Here is a 23715-nt window from a genome sequence, read left to right on the forward strand (position 1 = left end):
TGCGGCGGCCAGGGACGGGAGAATTGGCCGCCCGGCACGGGACGCGGTCGTACGGACAGGTGGGCATCCGCGGTCCGATCAACGCCCAGCATGCAACCTCGACCACACCAGGCTCCCTGGCCGACCGGACCCCATCACCGGGACCATTGGTCCCCAGTGGGACCAGCCGGATTGGGCCGGAAGGTCATACGGCGGGGACCGCCGGCCCCGGGTGCTGCGGGATCCGCCCCACCTAGCGTTCCTGGCCATGGAGAACGATCAGAACGGACGGCGTCGGAAGTCGCCCGCCGGTGAAGGCTGGCCCCTGGCCACCCGGCGACTGCTCACCCGCCGCGAGGTGTCGGCCGACGGACGCGCCGTGTTCGGAGAGGGCGACTCGAAGTGGGAGGGCTTCTACCGGGACCGCTGGGCGCACGACAAGGTGGTGCGCTCCACGCACGGGGTCAACTGCACCGGTTCCTGCTCGTGGATGGTGTACGTCAAGGACGGCATCATCACCTGGGAGCACCAGGCCACCGACTACCCGTCGATCGGCGCGGACTGCCCCGAGTACGAGCCCCGCGGCTGCCCGCGCGGGGCGTCGTTCTCCTGGTACACCTACTCCCCCAGCCGGGTCCGTTACCCGTACGTGCGCGGCGCGCTGCTGAAGCTGTGGCGCGAGGCCCGTAAGCGGCTCGGCGATCCCGTGGCGGCCTGGGCGGAGATCACCTCCGACCCTGCCAAGGCACGGGCGTACAAGCGGGCCCGCGGCAAGGGCGGCCTGGTGCGCGCCGACTGGGACGAGGTGACCGAGCTGATCGCCGCCGCCCAGGTGCACACCGTCAAGACGTACGGCCCCGACCGGGTGGCGGGGTTCTCTCCCATCCCGGCGATGTCGATCGCGTCGTTCGCGGCCGGCGCCCGGTACCACTCGATGATCGGCGGCACGCTGCTGTCGTTCTACGACTGGTACGCGGACCTGCCCATCGCCTCGCCGCAGGTCTTCGGCGACCAGACCGACGTGCCGGAGGCCGCGGACTGGTGGAACGCGGGCTTTCTGATCATGTGGGGCTCCAACATCCCCGTGACCCGCACGCCCGACGCGCACTTCCTGACCGAGACCCGCTACAACGGCACCAAGGTCGTCGCGGTCAGCCCCGACTACGCCGACAACGTCAAGCACGCCGACGAGTGGCTCGCCCCGCACCCCGGCACGGACGGCGCGCTGGCCATGGCCATGGGCCATGTGATCCTGCGCGAGTTCCTCGTCGACCGCGAAGTGCCGTACTTCCGGGACTACCTGCGCAAGTTCACCGACGCCCCGTTCCTGGTGGCGCTGCGCGAGCACGAGCGCGGTCTCGTCCCGGACGGGTTCCTGACCGCCGCCGACCTCGGACAGGACACGGAGCACGCCGAGTCCAAGACCGTCCTCGTCGACTCGGCCACCGGCGAACCGGTCGTGCCGAACGGTTCGCTCGGCTTCCGCTGGGCGAAGGAGCAGGGCCACTGGAACCTCGACCTCGGCGACGTCGTGCCCGAGCTGAGCCTGCTGGAGCGGGCCGAGGAGACGGCCGAGGTCGCGCTGCCCCGCTTCGACGAGGGCGCGACGGAGGGCGGCTCGGTCCTGGTGCGCGGGGTGCCGGTGCGCCGGATCGGCGGCCGTCTCGTCACCACGGTCTTCGACCTGATGCTCGCCCAGTACGGCGTCGGGCGTCCCGGTCTCCCGGGCAGCTGGCCGTCGTCGTACGAGGACGCGTCGCAGCCCTGCACCCCGGCCTGGCAGGAGACGATCACCTCCGTGCCGGCCGAGCAGGCGGCCCGTATCGGCCGGGAGTTCGCGCGCAACGCCGAGCGCACGGGCGGCCGGTCCATGATCGCGCTGGGTGCCGGAACCAACCACTGGTTCCACTCCGACACCATCTACCGGGCCTTCCTGGCGCTGATCACCATGACCGGCTGCCAGGGCGTCAACGGCGGCGGCTGGGCGCACTACGTCGGCCAGGAGAAGGTCCGCCCGGTCACCGGGCAGCAGCACCTGTCGTTCGCCTTCGACTGGCAGCGGCCCACCCGGCACATGGCGGGTACCTCCTACTGGTACCTGAACTCCGACCAGTGGCGCTACGAGGCCTTCGGGCCCGACGAGATCGCTTCCCCGCTCGGCGAGGGACGGTTCCAGGGCAAGGGCTTCGCCGACTGTCTGGCGCAGGCCGTGCGACTGGGCTGGACGCCCGGCCACCCCGGCTTCAACCGCAACCCGCTCGACCTGACGGACGAAGCCGCCCGGGCCGGCCGGCCGGTCGCCGAGCACATCGTCGACGAGCTGAAGTCGGGGCGGCTGCGGTTCGCCGCCGAGGACCCCGACGACCCGGCCAACTTCCCGCGCGTGCTGACGGTGTGGCGGGCCAACCTGCTCGGCTCCTCCGGCAAGGGCAACGAGTACTTCCTGCGCCACCTGCTGGGCACGGACGGGGCCGTCCGGTCGGAGGAGACCGCGCCCGAGAGCCGTCCGAAGGACGTGGTGTGGCGGGACGAGGCGCCCGAGGGCAAGCTCGACCTGCTGGTCACGATCGACTTCCGGATGACCTCGACCGGCCTGTACGCCGACGTCGTCCTTCCGGCCGCCACCTGGTACGAGAAGGACGACCTGTCCAGCACGGACATGCACCCCTTCATGCACGCCTTCACCCCGGCCATCGCCCCGCCCTGGCAGGCCCGCACCGACTACGACGCCTTCCTGACCATCGCCGACCGGTTCAGCGAGCTGGCAGCCGACCACCTCGGTACCCGCACCGACGTCATCGCGGTGCCGCTGCTGCACGACACGCCGGACGAACTCGCTCAGCCGGGCGGCGTGGTGCGGGACTGGAAGACCGGAGAGTGCGACCCGATTCCCGGGAAGACCATGCCGAAGCTGGCGGTCGTCGAGCGGGACTACACCGCGATCGCGCAGAAGATGCGCGCCGTGGGTCCGCTGCTCGACACCCTGGGCACCACCACCAAGGGCGTCACCGTCCACCCGGACAAGGAGATCGACGACCTCCGGCGCCGCAACGGCACCGTGAGGGACGGAATCGCCGCCGGACGGCCCTCGCTGGCCACCGCGAGCCACATGTGCGAGGCGGTCCTCGCCCTGTCCGGCACCACCAACGGACGACTGGCCGCCGAGGGCTTCCGGGCGCTCGAGAAGCAGACCGGCAGCGAGGGTCTGGTCGAACTCGCCGCCGAACGCGAGGCGGAGCGGATCACGTTCGCCGACACCCGCACGCAGCCCCGCTCGGTGATGACGTCGTACGAGTGGTCGGGCTCGGAGACCGGCGGACGCCGTTACTCACCGTTCGTCATCAACACCGAGCACAAGAAGCCCTGGCACACCCTCACCGGCCGCCAGCACTTCTTCGTCCAGCACGACTGGATCTCCGAGATCGGCGAGCAGCTGCCCGTCTACCGGCCTCCGTTGAACTCGCCCCGGCACTACGGCGACGAGCACCTGAACGACGGCCGGGCCGAGGTCACGGTCCGCTATCTGACCCCGCACTCCAAGTGGTCCATCCACTCGAACTACCAGGACAACAAGTACATGCTCGACCTGTCCCGCGGCGGCCCGGTGATCTGGATGTCCACGGCCGACGCCGAGAAGATCGGCGCCAAGGACAACGACTGGATCGAGGCGTACAACCGCAACGGCGTGGTGGCCGTGCGGGCCGTGGTCACCCACCGCATGCCCGAGGGCACGGTGTACATGTACCACGCCCAGGACCGCAACGTGAACGTGCCGAAGACCGAGGTCAGCGGAAAGCGCGGCGGCATCCACAACTCCCTGACCAGGCTGCTGATCAAGCCCACCCATCTCGCGGGCGGCTACGCACAGTTCACGTACGCCTTCAACTACTACGGCCCGACCGGAAACCAGCGCGACGAGATCACCGTCATCCGCCGTCGCTCGCAGGACGTGGAGTACTGACATGCGCGTGTTGGCCCAGATCGCGATGGTCATGAACCTCGACAAGTGCATCGGCTGCCACACCTGCTCCGTGACCTGCAAGCAGACGTGGACCAACCGCACCGGCGTCGAGTACGCCTGGTTCAACAACGTCGAGACCAAGCCCGGTATCGGCTACCCCCGCCGCTACGAGGACCAGGAGCAGTGGAAGGGCGGCTGGATGCTCGACAAGCGCGGGCGTCTCGTCCTGCGCTCGGGTGGCCGGGTCCGGCGGCTGCTGTCGCTGTTCTCCAACCCCGACCTGCCGTCCATCGAGGACTACTACGAGCCGGTCACCTACGACTACGACAACCTCGTCAGCGCCCCGGCAGGGGACGACGTCCCGGTCGCCCGTCCCCGCTCGGTCCTCACCGGGAAGCCGACGGCGATCACCTGGGGCGCCAACTGGGAGGACGGCCTCGGCGGCGCCGCCGAACACGCGGGCGGCGACCCCAACCTGAGCGGTGAGTGGGCGAAGAAGGTGAAGTTCGAGTTCGAGCAGACCTTCCTGTTCCACCTGCCCCGGCTCTGCGAGCACTGCCTCAACCCGGCCTGCGTCTCCGCCTGCCCGTCGGGCGCGATGTACAAGCGGGTCGAGGACGGGATCGTCCTCGTCGACCAGGACCGCTGCCGGGGCTGGCGGATGTGCGTGACCGCGTGCCCGTACAAGAAGGTGTACGTCAACCACGCCACCGGCAAGGCCGAGAAGTGCACGTTCTGCTTCCCGCGCATCGAGGCCGGGCAGCCGACCGTCTGCTCCGAGACCTGTGTGGGACGCCTGCGCTACCTGGGGCTGCTGCTGTACGACGCGGACCGCGTCGGCGAGGCCGCGGCCACCCCCGACGAGAAGGACCTGCTCGACGCCCAGCGCGGCGTCTTCCTCGACCCGCACGACCCCGAAGTGATCGCCGCTGCACGGGAGTCGGGCATCCCCGAGGACTGGCTGGACGCCGCACGCCGCTCCCCCGTGTACGACCTGGTGTCCCGGTACAAGGTGGCACTCCCGCTGCACCCGGAGTACCGGACGATGCCGATGGTCTGGTACGTCCCGCCGCTCTCCCCCGTCCTGGACGCCGTGGACGTGGCGGGCGGCAATCAGGACGACCCCGACCACGTCTTCGCCGCCGTCACCCGGCTGCGCATCCCGCTGGAGTACCTGGCGGAACTGTTCACCGCCGGCGACACCGACGTCGTCGCCGGGGTCCTGATGAAACTCACCGCGCTGCGCTCGTACATGCGCGAGCGCACCCTCGGCGAGGCGGGTGACGAGGCCGTGCTGCGGGCCGTGGGGCTCGACGCACGTGAGGCGGAGGACCTGCACCGGCTCCTCGCGGTCGCCAAGTACGCCGACCGGTACGTCGTCCCGGCCGCGCACAAGGAGGACGCGGCCGCGCTCACCGCGATGGAGAACCGCTGCCCGGTGGAGTCCGCCGGAGAACCGTCCGAGCGCAAGGTGATGCTCGGCATCCCCACCCTGCGCCGCAACTCCGCCGGAGGCCGTCCGTGAGCCCGCTGCCCGCAACGATTCCCGCCATTGTCCGCACGCGCGTCCGGGCGGCCGTGCGCCGCCCGGCCCGGCTCACGCCTGAGGAGGCCGAGGCACGCACCCTGCTGCTGCGCCTGTGCTCGCTGCTGCTGCAGTATCCGGACACCGAACTCGCCGCCGCCCGCGCCGTGTTGACCTCGACCGTCGGGGCGCTGCCGCCCTCGCCGGCCGCCGATCACCTGGCCGCCTTCACCACCTGGTTCGCCGACCAGGAACCGCAGGCGCTGGAGCGGCACTACGTCGAGATGTTCGACCTGCGCCGCAAGAGCAGCCTGTACCTCACGTACTACCTGCACGGCGACACCCGTCGCCGGGGCATGGCCCTGCTCACCCTGAACCAGCGGTACCGGGCGGCGGGTTGGGACACCGACGGAGGTGAACTGCCCGACCATCTGCCGGTCGTGCTGGAGTTCGCCGCGCTGGCGGGCCCCGGGGGCGGCGAGGCGCCGCTGCGCCAGCACCGGCGCGGCCTTGAGCTCATCCACCGGGCGCTGACCGACGCCGACTCCCCCTACCGGCACGTCCTGGCCGCGCTGCTCACCCTGCTGCCGCCGCCCACCGAGGCGGACCGCGCGGCGGTGGCCCGGCTCGTGGCCGAGGGCCCGCCGAACGAAGAGGTCGGCCTCGACCCCTACGGGACCTACGGGGACGGGGAGTTCGCGCCTCCGGGCACCTTCGTGCCGCCGATACCCGCTCCGCCGACCCGTGTGCCGCCCGCCCCGACCAGCCGTACGGAAGGTCCCCGATGAACGCCCCGCTCTCCCCCTTGGCCGCCGCTTCGGTGAGCGGCGCCGATCTGCTGCTGTGGGTCGCCGTTCCCTACGTCTGCCTGGCCGTGTTCGCCGTCGGCCATGTGTGGCGCTACCGCCAGGACCAGTTCGGCTGGACCTCCCGCACCACCCAGCTCCTCGAGCACCGGTGGCTGCGCTGGGGCAGCCCCTTGTTCCACCTGGGCGCCTTCATGGTGATCGCCGGGCATGTCGTGGGACTCGCCGTTCCGGACTCGTGGACCGAGGCCGTCGGCATCAGCGAGCACACCTACCACACCACGGCCGTCTGGGCGGGCTCGGTCGCGGGCGTCGCCATGGTCACGGGCCTCGGCATGCTGTGCGCCCGCCGCCTGCTGACCCGCCGGATCCGCCTCGGCACCGACCGCAGCGACAAGTTCCTCTTCCCCCTGCTCTCGGCCACCGTCCTGCTCGGCATCACCGCCACGGCCGCCCACAACGTCTTCGGCGCCGGCTACGACTACCGCGCGACCGTCTCCGTCTGGTTCCGCGGCCTGTTCGTCCTCCAGCCGCAGCCGGATGCGATCGCCGGCGCACCGCTGCTGTTCCAGCTGCACGCCCTGACCGCCTTCCTGCTCTTCGCGGCCTGGCCGTTCACCCGGCTGGTCCATGTGTGGAGCGTCCCGATCGGCTACCTGGCCCGGCCGTACCTGGTCTACCGCCGGCGGGCCGCACCGGCGCCGGCCCCGGCGGCAGGCGGCCGGACCCGGTCCGCCTCGGGCTCCCGCCGAGCCGCATGAGTCACGGACCCGCACTCGCGCCGGACGCCCAGACCGTCCGGCGCCCGTACACCGTGGGCGCGAGCCGCCGCACGGGATGGGTGATGGTCCTCTCCGGGATCGTCGGCTGGCTCGCCTCCTTCCAGCTCACCGTGGACGACTGGCGGCTGCTGCGCGACCCCGCGTACCAGCCCCCCTGCAACATCAGCCCGGTGGTGAGTTGCGGCAGCGTCATGTCCAGCGCGCAGGGCAGCCTTTTCGGCTTCCCCAACATGCTGCTCGGACTGGGCGCCTTCGCCGCCGTGACGGCCCTGGGCGTCGCCGTGCTCTCCGGGGCGTGTCTGCACCGTCGGCTGTGGCTGGTGCTGGGCGCCGGGGCGCTGGTGGGGGTGGGGTTCGTCCACTGGCTGATCTGGCAATCGCTCTACGAGCTCAACAAGATCTGTCCCTACTGCGCCGTCGTGTGGGTCGTGACCATCGCTCTGTTCTGGTACGTCACCGTGCACTGCCTGGAACGAGGGATGGTCCCGGTGCCCCGAGGGGTGCTGTACGTCGTCCGCGACACGCACTGGATTCTGCTCGCTGCCTGGTACGGGGTGATCGCGCTGCTCGTCCTCACCCGCTTCTGGCCGTACTGGAGCAGCCTGTTGTAGCCCGCCGGCCCGGTCCGGCATGCCCGGCCCGTCGGTGGCGACGGGCCCACTGGGCCGGTCGATCGGGACCTTCGGCCCCCGCACTCCGGCATCGCCCCAAGTTAGGTTCACCTAAGTAGTACCGATGCGGGCAGAGAGCGAGGCACGAACATGGCATCGACGGATCACCCGGCCCTGCGGAAGAACGTTCCCCTACCCGGCGACGGACTGGACGCCTCCCGTATGCCCGGCCACTGGCTGCTGGCCCGGCTGGGCAAGCGGGTCCTGCGCCCCGGCGGTGTGGAAATGACGCGGTGGATGCTGGACGCCCTGGGCGTGGACCTGGAGGACCGGGTGGTGGAGCTGGCCGCCGGCCTCGGGGCCACCGCCCGGCTGACCCTCGCCCGCCGCCCGGCCGTCTACACCGCCGTCGACCGCGACGCCGCCGCCGTGGCCGCGCTCGGCGCCCTCGTGGCCCCCGGCTCGACCGAGGTGCGTGCCGTGTGTGCGGACGCCGGTGACACCGGGTTGCCGGACGGGGACGCCACCGTCGTGTACGGCGAGGCGATGCTGACGATGCAGCCCCACCCCGCGAAGCGGCGCGTCGTACGGGAGGCACGCCGCCTCCTCGACGGCTCCACCGGCCGGTACGCCGTCCACGAACTGTGTCTGCTGCCCGACGGTCTCGACCCGGCCCTCGCCGACCGGATCGCCGCGGACCTGCAGGACGCCATCCACGTCGGCGCCCGCCCCCTGACGCCCACCGGCTGGAGTGAACTCCTCGCCGAGGAGGGCTTCACCGTCACCGCCCGCACGACCGCGCCCATGGCCCTGCTCGAACCGCGCCGGCTCGTCGCCGACGAAGGGCCGGCCGCCGCCCTGCGCATCGCCGGCCGGGCGCTGCGGGACCCCTCCGCCCTGCGCCGTGTGCTGCACATGCGCCGCGTCTTCCGACGCCACAGCGCCCACCTGGGCGCGATCGGCCTGCTCGCCGTCCCCACCCCGTCCCGCCCCTGAGGAGGAACCCCCGATGACCGCCACCGTGATCACCGACCTGACCGCCGAACTGGCCGTGCCCGGGGACGGCACCCTCAGCCGCGTCCTGTACCGCGACGACCGTCTGCGCGTGGTCGGCTTCGCCTTTGCCGCCGGCCAGGAACTGACCGAGCACACGTCCGCCCTGCCCGTGGTCATCCAGGTCGTCCAGGGCCGCCTCGACCTCGTCCTGGGCGAGGAGAAGACCGAGGCGAGGCCCGGCAGTTGGATCCACCTGCCCGCACGGCTTCCGCACACCGTGCGCGCCACCGAGCCCAGCGTCATGCTGCTGACGATGCTGCCCGCCCCCGAGGCGTCCGGACCCGGGACACCCGCGGCGGCTTGAGCCGAGGGCCGATCGGCCCTCGGCTCAAGCCCCGTTGGGCTCTGCCGCCGGCCATCGCGGATCCGTCACCGTGGCGGTGTGATGGTCAAGTCCATCGTGCCCGGAGGGAAACACGCATGCTGAAACGGAGTGGCAGGGACCGGCTCTGGCGCTGGCGGCGCAACCCGCTCAGGCGGCGCTCCGACGTCACCGAGAACTGGATCGGCGTGACAGCGGCGGCCATGCTGCTGGTCGTGGCGCCTGCCGTGGGCACGGTGATGGCCGGCGTCGGCGAGCGCTCCGCTCTCGACCAGGCGCAGGGCCTGCACCGCGCTGCCGCGCTCCTGGTCGAGGACGCCCGTGCGACGCCGTCCCGGTTCTCCGCGACGGCGGACGACCGCGCGCGGGCGACCGTGCGGTGGACGAGGCCCGACGGTTCCTCGAAGACCGGTGACGCCCCGGTGGCGGTGGGCAGCAAGGCGGGCTCCGCCACCACGGTGTGGCTCGACGACGCGGGGCGCCTTCGCGCCGCCCCGCCCACCCCCGCCCAGGCCCGGTCCCAGGGAGCCGCGCTCGGCGCGGCCGCCGGAGCGGGTGTGTGCATGCTGGTGGTGGGCGGCTGGTGGGCCGCCCGGGTGCGGCTGGATGTGCGTCGCCGAGCGCAGTGGGACCGGGACTGGGCCGAGTTCGACGCCAACCGGGGCCACCGGCACGCGTAGGACGCCTGTCACGTGTAGGACGCCTCGACGGTCCCGACGCCCTACGTGATCTCGAGGACGTCCCGCACGGGCCGGCGGGGCGTCGCCGGTCCCAGTGGCCCGTAGCCGAGCCGCAGCACCATCTGCACCTGCCCCGTTCCCGATTCCGGGTCGCGGGCCAGCAGACGCAGCTCGGGGTCCTCCAGGGCGTGGGAGGTCAGGGAGGCGGCGAGGTCCGCCAGGGTGGCCTCCAGCAGGACGCGCTCCAGTGCCTGGCCCGCGCGCAGCCAGTACTCGGGTCCGTCGCCGGGGGTGCTCAGCAGGGCCAGATGCGGGGTGTGCTCGAAGGCGGTGGTGCCGCGGTCGGCCACCGGCCGGCGTCCTGCGAAGTCCCGCACGGGGGCTTTTCCGTTGCGTTTGCGCGGCCCGAAGGCGTACTCGGGGACGCCGTCGACGGCGGTGTCCGCCTCCACTCCGAGCCGTGTCCAGCGCACCAGATCCTCGTTGGCGTCCGGATCCATCGTGTCGCGGCTCTCCGCGTCGCGGACCAGCTCGAGCACGGTCTCGGCGTGCCAGGGGCCGGGGAAGAGCAGTACGGCTCCCTCCCGGCCCGCGGCGTCCCGCAAGGTGGCCCGTACGTCCTCGGGGATGTCCTTCTCGGCGAAGGGATGACGGCTGGTGTGCCGCCGCCGGATCGCCGGGTGCAGCCCCGCCGGATCGTCGTCCGCCGCGCCCGCGGGCGGGTCGGCCAGACGGACGGCGGCGAGCAGCAGCGGGTCGTCGGGCTCGGGCAGCAGCGTCGTCTGCGGGGCGAGCCCCGCGTGTGCGGCGGCGACGCGCAGGTTGAACAGCGCCGCCCCGCACCCGATGTGCAGCGCCCGGTCATCGGGATCGGACCGGGGCATGGCCCGCCGGGGGTCGGCCCGCAGCAGCAGAACACGTTCCCCGCTCAGGTAGCGGAAGCGCCACGGCTGCGCGTTGTGCATGGACGGCGCCGCGGTGGCCTCGGCCACCAGCGTCGTCACCGTCTGCTCGTCGAGCGGTCGCTCAGCCATGGCATCATCCTCACACTGCGCCGGGGCGCCGGGACCGCGCGGCGACGTACTCGGTCAGGTCCAGCAGCCGGTTGGTGTAGCCCCACTCGTTGTCGTACCAGCCGAAGACCTTCACCAGCTCGCCGTGCGCCTGGGTCAGCGGGGCGTCCAGGACGCACGAGGCCGGGTCACCGACGATGTCGCGGGAGACGATGGGCGCGTCGGACACGCGCAGGATGCCCTTCAGCGGCCCGTCGGCGGCCTCCCGGAAGGCGTCGTTGACCTCGTCCGCGGTCACCGGCCGGTCCAGCACCACGCTCAGGTCGGTCAGCGAGCCGTCCTCGACCGGAACGCGCACGGCGATGCCGTCCAGGGTGCCGGACAGTTCCGGCAGGACGAGGCCGACCGCGCGGGCGGCGCCGGTGCTGGTGGGGATGATGTTGACGGCGGCGCTGCGGCCGCGGCGCAGGTCCTTGTGCGGGCCGTCGAGGACGACCTGGTCGTTGGTGTAGCCGTGGATGGTGGTCATCAGGCCCTTGACGAGGCCGAAGTGCTCGTCGAGCACCTTCACCATGGGCGCCACGCAGTTCGTGGTGCACGAGGCGTTGGAGACGACATGGTCGCGCTCCGCGTCGTACGTGCCTTCGTTGACACCCATCACGATCGTGGCGTCGACGCCCTTGCCCGGCACCGACAGCAGAACCTTGCGCGCCCCGGCCTTCAGGTGCAGGCCGGCCTGCTCGCGGGTGCGGAAGCGGCCGGTGGACTCGATGACCACGTCCACGCCGAGGTCGCGCCAGGCCAGGGCGGCCGGGTCGCGTTCGGCCGTCACCGTGATGCGGTGCCCGTCGACGGTGATCGAGTCGTCGTCGTGCTCGACGGTGCGGCCGAGGCGGCCGTACGTCGAGTCGTACGTCAGCAGGTGCGCCAGTGCCGCCGGCGAGGTGATGTCGTTGATCGCCACGACCTCGACCGGGGTGCTGTTCCCGGCCTCCGCGCGCTCCAGCACACAGCGCAGGTAATTGCGTCCGATACGGCCGAAGCCGTTGATGCCCACGCGCACGTTCATATCCGTCGCCCTCCCGGTCGATCCGCATCTCTGTGTGCTGCCAGCCTGGTGGCCGGGGATGCGATCGGGCTTGGGCCGGACGGGGACGGGCCGCGGGACGTTCGGCCCCGCGGCCCGCCCCGTGTCGTCAGTGGCCCTCTTGCTTCAGCCGGTCCTGGGCCTGGGTGGCGATCACCGCGGCCTGGATGCGCCGCTCCACACCGAGCTTGGCCAGCAGCCGGGAGATGTGGTTCTTCACCGTCTTCTCGGCGAGGTACAGCCGCTGGCCGATCTGGCGGTTGGTCAGGCCCTCGCCGATCAGGGCCAGGATCTCCCGCTCCCGCTCGGTCAGGCCCGGCAGGGCGTCCGGCTCGGGCTCCGGCTCCTGGCCCTGGCGCAGCCGGGCCATCAGCTTGGCGGTGGCACTGGGGTCGAGCAGGGACTGGCCGGCGGCCACCGTGCGCACGGCCGACACCAGATCCGAGCCCTGGATCTGCTTCAGCACGTACCCGGACGCCCCGGCCATGATCGAGTCCAGCAGGGCCTCCTCGTCGTCGAACGAGGTCAGCATCAGACACGCCAGCTCCGGCATCCGCGAGCGCAGCTCCCGGCACACGGTCACCCCGTCGCCGTCGGGCAGGCGTACGTCCAGGACCGCCACCTGCGGGCGCAACGCGGGTACGCGGACCAGGGCCTGCTCGACGGTGGCGGCCTCGCCGACGACGGTGATGTCCGGCTCGTCGTCCAGCAGGTCGTGCACCCCGCGCCGTACCACCTCGTGGTCGTCCAGCAGGAAGACGCGGATCGGGTTGTCGGGTCCGGGCTGTTCGCCGTCCGCCATCGGATGCTCCTAATTCTGCGTTCCGCTCCGTCTGAATACTGCACCGTGCCTGGCCCACCGGGCGAAACCGGCCCTGCCTGCCGCAGATCCTGCGCGATCCCGGGCCGAAGGGCCAGGGCCGGTCGGCCCAACATCTCGCGTTCCGTGCGGCTCCGAAGGCCCGGTTCCGCGTGGTCGGGGCCGATGGACCCCACTCACGAGGACATCCGGCACCTGCCGCCGCACCGGGGACCTGGCCGACGTTGGAACCGCATCGCATCTCACCGTACCGACAGAGCTTGAGGAGCATTCCATGAAGGCAGCAGTCGTCCGGACCTTCGGCGAGCCGCTGGTGATCGAGGAGCGGCCGGACCCGCAGCCCGGCCCGGGCCAGGTCCGCATCAGGCTCGAGGCGTCCGGCCTGTGCCACACCGACATCCACGCCGCGCACGGCGACTGGCCGGTCAGGCCGGCCCCGCCGTTCGTCCCGGGCCACGAGGGCGTCGGCATCGTCGAGGCACTCGGCGACGGAGTGACCCACCTGACCGTCGGGCAGCGGGTGGCCGTGCCCTGGCTGGGCTGGGCCTGCGGACGGTGCGAGCACTGCCTGTCCGGCTGGGAGACACTGTGCGAGCAGCAGCGCAACACCGGCTACAGCGTCGACGGCGGCTACGCCGAGAAGATGCTCGCCCCCGCCGACTTCGCCGCTCCGGTCCCCGACGGCATCGACCCCCGGGACGCGGCCCCGCTGACCTGCGCCGGCGTCACCACGTACAAGGCTCTGAAGGTCGCCGACGTACGTCCCACCCAGCTGGTGGCGATCTCCGGTGTGGGCGGGCTCGGTCACCTGGCCGTGCAGTACGCGAAGATCGCCGGAGCCACCGTCGCCGCGATCGACGTCACGGACGACAAGCTCGAACTCGCCCGTGAGCTGGGTGCCGACATCCTCATCGACGCCCGCAAGGAGGACCCGGCCGAGGTGCTCAAGCAGCACGGGGGCGCCCACGCGGCGATCGCGCTGGCCGTCAACGAACAGGCGTTCGCCTCCGTCTACGGCGGTCTGCGGCGCGGCGGCAAGCTGGTCATGGTCGCCCTGCCCGCCGGCGGAACCATCCAGGTACCGATCTTCGACACCGTCCTGAACGGCACCTCCGTCATCGGCTCCATCGTCGGTACCCGCCAGGACCTCAACGAGGTCTTCCAGCTGCACGCAGCCGGACGCACTCGGGTGATCTACGAGACCCGGCCGCTGGAAACGGTCAACGAATCCATCGCCGACGTCCTGGACGGGCGGATCAAGGCACGCGTCGTCTTCGAGATGTGACCCGTCCGCATCCCTGGGAACCCCGAAGAAAGGGCACCGTCATGGTCCGTCACGTGTACGCGTTCACCGAGGGCGGCCGTGACATGGCCGACCTGCTCGGCGGCAAGGGCGCCAACCTGGCCGAGATGACCCGGCTGGGTATGCCCGTGCCGCCGGGATTCACCGTCACCACCGAGGCCTGCCGCGCCTTCCTCGCCACCGGCGCCGAGCCGGAGGGCCTCTCGCGCGAGATCTCCGATCATCTGACCGCCCTGGAGGAGGCCGCCGGGCGGACGCTGGGTCAGCCGGACGACCCGCTGCTGCTGTCGGTCCGTTCCGGGGCCCGCTTCTCCATGCCCGGGATGATGGAGACGATCCTGGACATCGGCCTGAACGACGAGTCCGTCCTCGGCCTGGCCAAGGCATCCGGAAACGAACGCTTCGCCTGGGACTCCTACCGCCGCCTCGTGCAGATGTTCGGCAGCACGGTCATGGGTGTCGACAGTGCGCTGTTCGAGAACATCATGGCCCGCCTCAGGGAAGCCCGCGGGGCCGTGGACGACCTGGGCCTCGACGCGGCCGATCTGGCCGAGCTCGTCCAGGCCTACAAGGAGCTGATCCGTCAGGAGACGGGCGGGTACTTCCCGCAGTCCCCCGCCGAGCAGCTGCGCCGGGCGGTCCTGGCGGTCTTCGAGTCCTGGAACGTCGAGCGCGCCCGCCTCTACCGGCGCCGCGAGCACATCCCCGACGACCTGGGCACCGCGGTCAACGTGCAGACCATGGTCTTCGGCAATCTCGGGCCCGACTCCGGCAGTGGCGTCGCCTTCACCCGCGATCCGGCCACCGGCCGCTCCGGCCTGTACGGCGACTACCTGCCCAACGCACAGGGCGAGGACGTCGTCGCGGGCATCCGCAACACCGTCCCGCTGGACGAACTGGGCCGCCTGAACCCCGACGCGTTCGCCCGGCTGCGCGACCACATGCACACGTTGGAGACCCATTACCGGGACCTGTGCGACATCGAGTTCACCGTCGAGCGGGGCCGGCTGTGGATGCTGCAGACCCGGATCGGCAAGCGCACCGCCGAGGCGGCGTTCTCCATCGCCGCCGAGCTGGTCGACGAGGGACTCATCACCTCCGACGAGGGGCTGGCCCGGGTCGGCGGCGACGGCCTCGCCCGTCTGATGTTCCCCCGCTTCGACACCTCCGCCGTCGGTGACGCGCTCGCGCACGGCATCCCCGCCTCGCCGGGCGCCGCCGTGGGCGCGGCGGTGTTCGACTCCGCCGAGGCGGTCCGGCGTGCCGCCGCCGGGGAGAAGGTCGTCCTCGTACGCCAGGAGACCACCCCCGACGACCTGCCCGGCATGGTGGCCGCCCAGGCGGTGCTGACCAGCCGGGGCGGCAAGACCAGCCACGCGGCGGTGGTCGCCCGTGGCATGGGCAAGGTGTGCGTGTGCGGCGCCGAGGAGATCGCGGTCGACCCTCAGAAGCGACGCTTCACCGTGGGCGGCACCACCGTCGAGGAGGGCACGGTCGTCTCCGTCGACGGCTCGGAAGGCGCCGTGTACGCCGGTGCGGCGCCGCTGGTGGATTCGGCCGTGATGCGGTACTTCGAGACGGGCGAGGCCTCGGCCGGGCTGGTCGAGGCCGTGGCCCGCGCCATGCGACAGGCCGACGACGTACGGCGGTTGGGGGTCCGGGCCAACGCCGACACCCCCGAGGACGCCGCGCGCGCCCGTCGGTTCGGCGCCGAGGGCATCGGTCTGTGCCGCACCGAGCACATGTTCCTCGGGGACCGGCGGCAGCTGGTCGAGGCGATGATCCTGGCCCGTACGGACGCCGAACGCGAGCGGGCGCTCGACGCGCTGCTGCCGCTGCAACGGCAGGACTTCGTCGGCATCCTGGACGCGATGGACGGACTGCCCGTCACCATCCGCCTCCTCGACCCGCCGCTGCACGAGTTCCTGCCGGACCGCACCGAACTCGCCGTACGCCTCGCCGCCGCCGAGGCACACGGCACCCCGCCGGACGCACACGAGACCGAGCTGCTCGAGGCCGTGAACCGCATGCACGAGGAGAACCCGATGCTCGGCCTGCGCGGCGTCCGCCTGGGGCTGGTCGCGCCGGGGCTGGTCGCGATGCAGGTGCGCGCGATCGCCGAGGCGGTCGTGGAGCGCAGGCGCGCGGGTGGGGATCCGCGGGCGGAGATCATGGTGCCGCTGATCGACACGGTCGAGGAACTGCGGATCGTGCGGGAGGAGGTGGAGCGGGTTCTGGCCGATGTCTCCAGGGAGTCGGGTGTCACGGTCGAGTGCCCGGTCGGCACGATGATCGAGCTGCCCAGGGCCGCCCTCACCGCGGGCCGCATCGCCGAGGAGGCGCAGTTCTTCTCCTTCGGCACCAACGACCTCACCCAGACCACGTGGGGCTTCTCCCGCGACGACGTCGAGGCGGCGTTCTTCTCCGCGTACCTCGACAAGGGCATCTTCAAGGTGTCCCCCTTCGAGACGATCGACCGTGACGGCGTGGGGCGCCTGGTCCGGATCGCCGTCGCCGAGGGCCGTGCCGCGCGGCCCGACCTGAAGATCGGCGTCTGCGGCGAGCACGGCGGAGACCCGGAGTCGGTGCACTTCTTCCACGCCGCCGGACTCGACTACGTCTCCTGCTCACCGTTCCGCGTCCCGGTCGCACGCCTGGAGGCCGGACGGGCCGCACTCCAGGGGACGGAGGCGAGCGACAGCAGGTGACGGGTGGCCCGGCGCCCCGCGAGGGGGCCGGGCTGCTCCTGGCCGGCCCCGGTGAGAGCGAACGGCGCTCACCGGGGCCGGCCGACTTGGTGGCGGGCCGGCGGAAGGAGTCGGCGTGATGACCCGCTCTGTCGGCAGGGCCGACCTGATACGCACCAGGCAGGCAGCCGGGCCCGCGCACGGCTGCGCACGACAGTCCGTGGGGCCACCCGGCCCGGACGTTCGGGGCCCGTCAGACGTCCGCTGGGGACCAGAGGGACCTGCGCGGCGGAGCCGCGGCCGAGAGACGCTGCGGGGAGAGCGGCGCCGCGGCGCCGCTCTCCTACGGGCCGCCGAATGTGCGGCGTCCCCTCTTCTCTCGATGACGGAGGCACACCCATGACCCGCCACGACGACCGAACCGCGACCGCCGCCCCCACCGGGGCGCCGTCGGACACCGTCATCGCCGTGGAGCGGCTGGTCACGAACGGGCTCAAGGCACTGTCCGACTACGAGGCCCTCGACCAGGAGCAGGTCGACCACATCGTCAAGAAGGCCTCGGTCGCCGCCCTGGACCAGCACACCGCGCTCGCGCTGCTCGCGGTGGAGGAGACCGGACGCGGCGTCTTCGAGGACAAGGCGGCCAAGAACATGTTCGCGTGCGAGCACGTCACGCACAGCATGGGCCACATGAAGACCGTCGGCGTCATCGCCCGCGACGACATAGAGGACATGGTCGAGATCGCGGAACCCGTGGGCGTGGTATGCGCGATCACGCCCGTCACCAATCCGACCTCCACCACGATCTTCAAGGCGCTGATGGCGCTGAAGACCCGTAACCCGGTGGTGTTCGCCTTTCACCCCTCCGCCCAGCGGTGCAGCACCGAGGCGGCACGAGTCGTGCGTGACGCGGCCGTCGCCGCGGGCGCGCCGGAGCACTGCATCCAGTGGATCGAGACGCCGTCGGTCGAGGCGACCGGCACGCTCATGCGCCACCCGGGCGTCTCGCTGATCCTCGCGACCGGGGGCAACGCCATGGTCAAGGCGGCCTATTCGGCCGGAAAGCCTGCCCTGGGCGTGGGCGCCGGTAACGTCCCCGCGTATGTGCACAGGAGCGCCAAGCTGCGCCGGGCCGTCAACGACCTGGTGCTGTCCAAGTCGTTCGACAACGGCATGATCTGCGCCTCGGAGCAGGCCGTCATCCTGGACGACGAGATCTACGACCAGGCGCTCGCCGAGTTCCGCACCCTGCACGCCCACCTGGCGACCGCCGAGGAGAAGGCGAAGCTGGAGGCCTTCCTCTTCCCGAGCGGCGCATCCGAGGGCGGCGGCTGCGAACCCAAAGTCAACTCCGCGGCCGTCGGCCAGAGCCCGGCGTGGATCGCCGAGCAGGCCGGCTTCACCGTGCCCGCCGGAACATCTCTCATCCTGGTCGAGGCCCAACGGGTCGGCCCGGACGAGCCGCTGACCCGTGAGAAGCTCTGCCCCGTGCTCGCCGTGCTGCGCGCCGGCTCCGAGCGGCAGGGCTTCGCCCTGGCCGCCGACATGGTCGCCTTCCACGGCCAGGGCCACAGCGCCGTCATCCACACCGAGGACAGCGCGCTGGCGGAGGCGTACGGCAAGCGCATGAAGACCGTGCGGATCATCGTCAACGCCCCGTCCTCGCAGGGCGCGATCGGCGGCATCTACAACAGCCTGCTGCCGTCCCTGACGCTGGGCTGCGGCTCCTGGGGCAGCACGTCGGTGTCCAACAACGTCTCCGCCGCCCAGCTTCTGAACGTCAAGCGGGTCGGCACGCGCCGCAACAACCTGCAGTGGTTCAAGATCCCCCCGAAGATCTACTTCGAGCCGCAGGCCATCCGCTACCTGACGTCCATGCCGGACGTGCACCGCATCACGATCGTCACCGACGCGACGATGACCCGCCTCGGCTTCGTCGACCGGGTCACCCGCGTCCTGCAGCGCCGCCGCGACCCGGTCACCGTCCAGGTCATCGACAATGTCGAGCCCGAGCCGAGCATCGAGTCGGTCCAGCGCGGCGCCCGCCTGATGCGGGACTTCCGTCCGGACACGATCATCGCGCTCGGCGGCGGCTCGCCCATGGACGCGGCCAAGGTGATGTGGCTGCTCTACGAACACCCGGACATCGACTTCGCCGACATGCGGCAGAAGTTCTCCGACATCCGCAAGCGCGCCTTCCGCTTCCCCGTCCTCGGCTCACGCGCCCGCCTGGTGTCCGTTCCCACCACCTCCGGCACCGGCGCCGAGGTCACTCCCTTCGCGGTCATCTCCGACCCGGCCACCGGCAAGAAGTACCCGCTGGCCGACTACGCGCTCACCCCCAGCGTGGCCATCGTCGACCCGCTGCTCACCACGGCCCTGCCCCCGGCGCTGGCCGCCGACAGCGGCTTCGACGCCCTCACGCACGCCATCGAGGCGTACGTGTCCGTGTACGCCAACGACTTCACCGACGGCCTGGCGCTGCACGCGATCCGCCTGATCTTCGACAACATCGAGGTATCCGTGAACGCCCGTGCCGACGGCGCCCGGGCCGAGGCACGCGAGAAGATGCACAACGCCGGCACCATCGCGGGCATGGCCTTCGGCAACGCCTTCCTCGGCATCGTCCACGCCATGTCCCACACCCTCGGCGCCACGTTCCACATCGCGCACGGCCGTACCAACGCGGTCCTGCTGCCGCACGTCATCCGCTACAACGGCACCGTCCCGACGAAGCTGACGGGCTGGCCCAAGTACGAGAACTACCGGGCCCCCGAGCGCTTCCAGGACATCGCCCGCACCCTCGGTCTGCCCGCCGCCACACCCGCCGAGGGTGTGGAGTCGCTCGCCCGCGCGGTGGAGCGGCTGCGCGACGCCGTGGGCATCGAGCCGTCGTTCCGGGCTCTCGGCGTCGACGAGCGCGCCTTCCTCGACGCCCTGCCCCAGCAGGCCCTCAACGCCTACGAGGACCAGTGCGCGCCCGCCAATCCGCGGATGCCGATGCTGGACGACCTCCAGGAGGTCATGCGGGCGGCCTACTTCGGACCGGACGGGACCGCCGGCGCATAGTCCGGGCCACAGCACCGCGACCCGCAGGAAGCCGATCGCAGCAGACCGGAGCCCTGGCCGGAGCAACTCCGGCCAGGGCTCTTGTGGCTTGTGCACCTCGCTCACGCCGCCGGTGAGCCGCTCGTTCAGAGCGCCCGCAGGCCGTGCTCCCGGAACTGCTCGCGTACCCGCTCGGTCAGCTCCTGGTCCGGCGTGGGGGTGTCGCGCAGGGGGAAGGGGATCCCCAGCGCGTCGTACTTGTGGGCGCCGAGCCGGTGGAAGGGCAGGACGTCCACGCGGTCGACGTTGCCGAGCCCCGCGAGGAACGCGCCGAGCCCGTCGACGGCCGCCGGGTCGTCGGTCCAGCCGGGCACGAGGACGTAGCGGATCCACGCCGGGACGCCGAGCCGGTCAAGGCGGGTGGCGAAGTTGAGGGTGGGGGAAAGGTCTCCTCCGGTCAGCTTCCGGTAGGTGCGAATGTCGAAGGACTTGATGTCGAGCAGCACCAGGTCGGTGTCGGCGAGCAGTTCGTCGCTCGCGCGGTCGCCGAGGAAGCCGGAGGTGTCGAGGGCCGTGTGCAGACCGAGCTCCTTGCAGCGGCGGAGGATCCCGGCCGTGAAAGCGGGCTGGAGCAGCACCTCGCCGCCCGTGAGGGTCACTCCCCCACGGGCGGTGGTGACGAAGGCCCGGTACCTCTCGATCTCGGCCATGACCTCGTCGACGGTGGTCCGCCTGCCGTCGCGCATGTGCCAGGTGTCCGGGTTGGCGCAGTACAGGCAGCGCAGCGGGCAGCCGCTGAGGAACAGCACGAACCGGGTCCCGGGACCGTCCACTCCCGTGGACAGGTCCCAGGAGTGGACGCGGCCCGTCACCGGCTCGACCGTGGTGTTCACAGGGATCCGTGGAAGGTGCGGCTGATCACGTCGAGCTGCTGCTCACGCGTGAGGCGGACGAAGTTGACGGCGTATCCGGAGACCCGGACCGTCAGCTCCGGATAGTTCTCCGGGTGTTCCATGGCGTCCTCGAGCGTCGCCCGGTCCAGGACGTTGACGTTCATGTGGAAGCCGCCGGAGGCCATGTACGCGTCCAGGATGCCGGCCAGATGGCCCGCGCGCTCCGCCGAGTCGTGCCCCAGTCCCTCGGGCGTGATCGTCGTGGTCAGCGAGATGCCGTCGCGGGCCTGTTCGTACGGCAGGTTGGCCACCGACAGCGCGGAGGCGGCCACCCCGTGCCGGTCACGGCCGTTCATCGGGTTGGCGCCGGGCGCGAACGGTGCGCCCGCGCGCCGGCCGTCGGGCGTGTTACCGGTGTGCTTGCCGTAGACCACGTTCGAGGTGATGGTCAGCACCGACTGCGTGTGCTCGGCGTCGCGGTGGGTGGGGTGCTTGCGCACCTTCGCCATGAAAGACTCCACCAGGCCGGCCGCGAGCGCGTCGGCGCGGTCGTCGTTGTTGCCGTACGCCGGGAAGTCGCCCTCCACCTCGTAGTCGACGGCCAGCCCGGTCGCGTCCCGGACGACCTTCACACGGGCGTGCTTGACGGCCGAGAGGCTGTCCGCCGCCACCGAGAGACCGGCGATGCCGCACGCCATGAAGCGGTGCACGGGGTAGTCGTGCAGGGCCATCTCGATGCGCTCGTAGGCGTACTTGTCGTGCATGTAGTGGATGACGTTCAGCGCGTTGACGTACGTGGCCGCCAGCCAGTCCAGCATGCGGTCGTACGCCGCCGACAGTTCCTGGTAGTCCAGGTACTCGCCGGTCAGGGCGGGCATCGGCGGGGCGATCTGCTCGCCGGTCATCTCGTCCCGGCCGCCGTTGACCGCGTACAGCAGCGCCTTGGCGAGATTGACGCGGGCGCCGAAGAACTGCATCTGCCGGCCCACCGCCATCGCGGAGACACAGCAGGCGATCGCGGTGTCGTCGCCGGTGCGCGGGCGCATCAGGTCGTCGGACTCGTACTGGATCGCGCTGGTGTCTATGGAGACCTGTGCGCAGAACCGCTTGAAGCCCTCGGGCAGCCGCGGCGACCACAGGACGGTCAGGTTGGGCTCGGGGGCCGGGCCGAGGTTGTAGAGGGTCTGCAGGAAGCGGAAGGAGGTGCGGGTGACCAGGGGGCGGCCGTCCGTGCCGATGCCGCCGATGGACTCCGTCACCCAGGTCGGGTCGCCGGAGAACAGGGCGTCGTACTCGGGGGTGCGCAGGAACCGTACGATCCGCAGCTTGATCACGAAGTCGTCGACGAGCTCCTGGGCGCGGGTCTCGTCGATCGTCCCCTCCTCCAGATCGCGCTGGAGGTAGACGTCCAGGAAGGTGGAGGTACGGCCCAGCGACATCGCGGCGCCGTTCTGCTCCTTCACCGCCGCCAGGAAGCCGAGGTAGAGCCACTGCACGGCCTCGTGGGCGGTGGTGGCGGCCCGGGAGACGTCGCAGCCGTACGAGGCCGCCATCCGGGTCAGCTCGCCCAACGCCCGGATCTGCTCGGCGAGTTCCTCGCGGTCGCGGATCACGTCCGGGCCGGAGGGCTGCGCGTCCAGCAGGGCCCGCTCGGCCCGCTTCGCCTCGATCAGGCGGTCCGTTCCGTAGAGCGCGACGCGTCGGTAGTCGCCGATGATCCGGCCGCGGCCGTAGGCGTCCGGCAGACCGGTGATGATCCCCGCCTTGCGGGCGGCGCGCATCTCGGGCGTGTAGGCGTCGAAGACACCGTCGTTGTGGGTCTTGCGGTAGGTGCTGAAGACACGTGTGACGAAGGGGTCGGCCTTGTAGCCGTACGCCTTCAGCCCGTTCTCGACCATCCGCAGACCGCCGTTGGGCATGATGGCCCGCCGCAGCGGGGCGTCGGTCTGCAGGCCCACGATCAGTTCGCGGTCGCGGTCGATGTAGCCGGGCCGGTGCGAGGTGATGGTGGAGGGCAGGCCCGGGTCGACGTCGAGGATGCCCCGGCGCCGTTCCTCGGGGAACAGCCGGGCGACCTTGCCCCAGACGGCGAGCGTGCGCTCGGTCGGCCCGGCCAGGAACGCCGAATCTCCTTCGTACGGCGTGTAGTTGGCCTGGATGAAGTCGCGGACATCGATCCGGTCCCGCCAGTGGTCACCGGCGAAGCCTCGCCATGCCTCGGCCGCCGCCCGGGGTCCAACTGTCACCGTTGCCGTCATGGCCGGTCTCTCCCTCGCTGTGCACGTGAACGTCTGCGCTTTTGATGCTCGCCGCCGGGGACGACTGCGGGGAGGGCCTGTCGGCGTACCCGGTGCCCGCCATCCGTCCCTCGTGCCGGGCCGGTCGGCTTCCTCAGGTCGTGGGCCCAGCGGTGGAGCGAGCCCGCCCGGCTGCGGGCGCGTGCCGATGACCACGACGCCGGCCTCGCGGGTGCCCGCCGGCAGGACGTGCGCCGGGCCGTGTGGACCGTGCGGCTGTCGACCTCGACGTCGGGGTACTCCTCCCGCAGTCGGGCGGGCCTGAACCGCGGCATGTCTTCCTCCGCCCGGTCGCTTTGGGACTGGCGCTGCTGACCGGGGCTCGTCGTGGCCGGCAGCGGGGGCGGTTCGGGCGTGACGTGCCGGTGCGCGGCGCAGTGCACGACCCGCAGCCGGGCCCCGCGCCGCGCCGCCTCCCGGAAGGCATGGGCGGCTGCGGCCGCGTCGGCGTCGCTTTCCAGGCCGAGCAGCACCTCGCGCCCCTCGTCGCGGGGGTTGTCCCCGCGGACGACCAGCAGCGGACCGTGCACATGCGCGGCCGGGCGCCGGCTCACCGAGCCGGCCGGCAGTCCGGAGGCGCCGCCGAACCCCCGGGTGCCCACGACGGTGAGGACCGCGCTCTCGCTCTCCTCCGCCGGCACCCGCACGGCGCCGCCCTCCACGGCCCTCGTCTCCACCGGCAGGTCCGGGTGACGCTCGTGGACCCGCGCGGCGGCCGACGCCAGGAGCGGCCCCGACTCGTCGCGATCGGCCACGGCGTGGACGACACGCAACGCGGTGCCGCGGCGCGCCGCATCCTCGGCGGCCCGGTCCAGCGCGCGTGGGGCGACCGGTGAACCGTCCAC

The 23715-nt window shown here is 71.7% G+C and carries 17 protein-coding genes; 11 read left to right on the forward strand and 6 right to left on the reverse strand.

What is annotated here, in order from left to right; genetic code table 11:
- Positions 1–247 precede the first annotated feature (247 nt).
- The 8 genes from ABZO29_RS11045 (at position 248) to ABZO29_RS11080 (ending at position 9722) form a co-directional block, all read left to right on the forward strand.
- Complete coding sequence (locus ABZO29_RS11045; protein WP_367319979.1) at positions 248–3940, forward strand: nitrate reductase subunit alpha; 3693 nt, start codon at positions 248–250, stop codon at positions 3938–3940.
- A 1-nt stretch (position 3941) separates the two neighbouring features.
- Entirely contained in the window at positions 3942–5465 is a 1524-nt protein-coding gene (gene narH, locus ABZO29_RS11050; RefSeq protein WP_367319980.1) for a nitrate reductase subunit beta, read from the forward strand.
- Entirely contained in the window at positions 5462–6253 is a 792-nt protein-coding gene (gene narJ, locus ABZO29_RS11055) for a nitrate reductase molybdenum cofactor assembly chaperone (RefSeq protein WP_367319981.1), read from the forward strand. The genes narH and narJ overlap by 4 nt, the downstream gene beginning before the upstream one ends.
- Complete coding sequence (gene narI / locus ABZO29_RS11060) at positions 6250–7032, forward strand: respiratory nitrate reductase subunit gamma (RefSeq protein WP_367319982.1); 783 nt, start codon at positions 6250–6252, stop codon at positions 7030–7032. The genes narJ and narI overlap by 4 nt, the downstream gene beginning before the upstream one ends.
- On the forward strand, positions 7029–7664 hold the full coding sequence (locus ABZO29_RS11065; RefSeq protein ID WP_367319983.1) for a vitamin K epoxide reductase family protein: 636 nt from the start codon (positions 7029–7031) through the stop codon (positions 7662–7664). Before narI ends, ABZO29_RS11065 begins: the two co-directional genes overlap by 4 nt.
- Before the next feature lie 150 nt (positions 7665–7814).
- Positions 7815–8660, forward strand: coding sequence for a methyltransferase domain-containing protein (locus ABZO29_RS11070; RefSeq protein ID WP_367319984.1), 846 nt, complete (start codon positions 7815–7817; stop codon positions 8658–8660).
- A 13-nt stretch (positions 8661–8673) separates the two neighbouring features.
- Positions 8674–9024 carry a cupin domain-containing protein gene (locus tag ABZO29_RS11075; RefSeq protein WP_367319985.1) on the forward strand — a complete coding sequence of 117 codons (351 nt, stop codon included), beginning with the start codon at positions 8674–8676 and terminating at the stop codon, positions 9022–9024.
- A 116-nt stretch (positions 9025–9140) separates the two neighbouring features.
- Positions 9141–9722, forward strand: coding sequence for a hypothetical protein (locus ABZO29_RS11080; RefSeq protein WP_367319986.1), 582 nt, complete (start codon positions 9141–9143; stop codon positions 9720–9722).
- Positions 9723–9763: 41 nt separating this feature from the next.
- Here ABZO29_RS11080 and ABZO29_RS11085 read toward each other — a convergent pair whose 3' ends face one another.
- The 3 genes from ABZO29_RS11085 to ABZO29_RS11095 all read right to left on the reverse strand — a co-directional run bounded on the left by ABZO29_RS11085 (position 9764) and on the right by ABZO29_RS11095 (position 12624).
- The gene (locus ABZO29_RS11085; RefSeq protein ID WP_367319987.1) at positions 9764–10756 is read right to left on the reverse strand and encodes a nitroreductase; all 993 of its coding nucleotides are present in this window, start codon (positions 10754–10756) and stop codon (positions 9764–9766) included.
- A gap of 10 nt (positions 10757–10766) precedes the next feature.
- Entirely contained in the window at positions 10767–11804 is a 1038-nt protein-coding gene (gene gap / locus ABZO29_RS11090; RefSeq protein ID WP_367319988.1) for a type I glyceraldehyde-3-phosphate dehydrogenase, read from the reverse strand.
- A gap of 127 nt (positions 11805–11931) precedes the next feature.
- Entirely contained in the window at positions 11932–12624 is a 693-nt protein-coding gene (locus ABZO29_RS11095) for a response regulator (protein ID WP_367319989.1), read from the reverse strand.
- A 292-nt stretch (positions 12625–12916) separates the two neighbouring features.
- On the opposite strand from ABZO29_RS11095, the gene adhP reads away from it, so the two are divergent.
- The 3 genes from adhP to adhE all read left to right on the forward strand — a co-directional run bounded on the left by adhP (position 12917) and on the right by adhE (position 19701).
- Positions 12917–13927: an alcohol dehydrogenase AdhP gene (gene adhP / locus ABZO29_RS11100; RefSeq protein ID WP_367319990.1), complete on the forward strand. Its 1011-nt coding sequence runs from the start codon at positions 12917–12919 to the stop codon at positions 13925–13927.
- 41 nt (positions 13928–13968) lie between these two features.
- Complete coding sequence (ppdK, locus tag ABZO29_RS11105; protein ID WP_367319991.1) at positions 13969–16653, forward strand: pyruvate, phosphate dikinase; 2685 nt, start codon at positions 13969–13971, stop codon at positions 16651–16653.
- 378 nt (positions 16654–17031) lie between these two features.
- Positions 17032–19701, forward strand: a complete 2670-nt coding sequence (gene adhE, locus ABZO29_RS11110; RefSeq protein WP_367319992.1) for a bifunctional acetaldehyde-CoA/alcohol dehydrogenase — start codon at positions 17032–17034, stop codon at positions 19699–19701.
- A 125-nt stretch (positions 19702–19826) separates the two neighbouring features.
- On the opposite strand, the gene pflA is transcribed toward adhE, so the two are convergent.
- The 3 genes from pflA to ABZO29_RS11125 are packed head-to-tail and all read right to left on the reverse strand — an operon-like array spanning position 19827 to position 23715.
- Positions 19827–20573 carry a pyruvate formate-lyase-activating protein gene (gene pflA / locus ABZO29_RS11115; RefSeq protein ID WP_367319993.1) on the reverse strand — a complete coding sequence of 249 codons (747 nt, stop codon included), beginning with the start codon at positions 20571–20573 and terminating at the stop codon, positions 19827–19829.
- Positions 20570–22831 carry a formate C-acetyltransferase gene (gene pflB / locus ABZO29_RS11120; protein WP_367319994.1) on the reverse strand — a complete coding sequence of 754 codons (2262 nt, stop codon included), beginning with the start codon at positions 22829–22831 and terminating at the stop codon, positions 20570–20572. Before pflB ends, pflA begins: the two co-directional genes overlap by 4 nt.
- Positions 22828–23715, reverse strand: coding sequence for a universal stress protein (locus ABZO29_RS11125; RefSeq protein WP_367319995.1), 888 nt, complete (start codon positions 23713–23715; stop codon positions 22828–22830). Before ABZO29_RS11125 ends, pflB begins: the two co-directional genes overlap by 4 nt.

It is taken from the genome of Streptomyces sp. HUAS ZL42, assembly GCF_040782645.1.
GTDB lineage: Bacteria > Actinomycetota > Actinomycetes > Streptomycetales > Streptomycetaceae > Streptomyces.

Excerpts from the sequence above, each read along its gene's own strand:
- ABZO29_RS11080 (WP_367319986.1), top strand. The coding sequence starts at position 9,141 with ATGCTGAAACGGAGTGGCAGGGACCGGCTCTGGCGCTGGCGGCGCAAC.
- ABZO29_RS11045 (WP_367319979.1), top strand. The coding sequence starts at position 248 with ATGGAGAACGATCAGAACGGACGGCGTCGGAAGTCGCCCGCCGGTGAA.
- narI (WP_367319982.1), top strand. The coding sequence starts at position 6,250 with ATGAACGCCCCGCTCTCCCCCTTGGCCGCCGCTTCGGTGAGCGGCGCC.
- ppdK (WP_367319991.1), top strand. The coding sequence starts at position 13,969 with ATGGTCCGTCACGTGTACGCGTTCACCGAGGGCGGCCGTGACATGGCC.
- ABZO29_RS11095 (WP_367319989.1), bottom strand. The coding sequence starts at position 12,624 with ATGGCGGACGGCGAACAGCCCGGACCCGACAACCCGATCCGCGTCTTC.
- ABZO29_RS11075 (WP_367319985.1), top strand. The coding sequence starts at position 8,674 with ATGACCGCCACCGTGATCACCGACCTGACCGCCGAACTGGCCGTGCCC.
- ABZO29_RS11085 (WP_367319987.1), bottom strand. The coding sequence starts at position 10,756 with ATGGCTGAGCGACCGCTCGACGAGCAGACGGTGACGACGCTGGTGGCC.
- ABZO29_RS11070 (WP_367319984.1), top strand. The coding sequence starts at position 7,815 with ATGGCATCGACGGATCACCCGGCCCTGCGGAAGAACGTTCCCCTACCC.
- adhP (WP_367319990.1), top strand. The coding sequence starts at position 12,917 with ATGAAGGCAGCAGTCGTCCGGACCTTCGGCGAGCCGCTGGTGATCGAG.
- narH (WP_367319980.1), top strand. The coding sequence starts at position 3,942 with ATGCGCGTGTTGGCCCAGATCGCGATGGTCATGAACCTCGACAAGTGC.
- ABZO29_RS11065 (WP_367319983.1), top strand. The coding sequence starts at position 7,029 with ATGAGTCACGGACCCGCACTCGCGCCGGACGCCCAGACCGTCCGGCGC.
- pflB (WP_367319994.1), bottom strand. The coding sequence starts at position 22,831 with ATGACGGCAACGGTGACAGTTGGACCCCGGGCGGCGGCCGAGGCATGG.
- gap (WP_367319988.1), bottom strand. The coding sequence starts at position 11,804 with ATGAACGTGCGCGTGGGCATCAACGGCTTCGGCCGTATCGGACGCAAT.
- adhE (WP_367319992.1), top strand. The coding sequence starts at position 17,032 with ATGACCCGCCACGACGACCGAACCGCGACCGCCGCCCCCACCGGGGCG.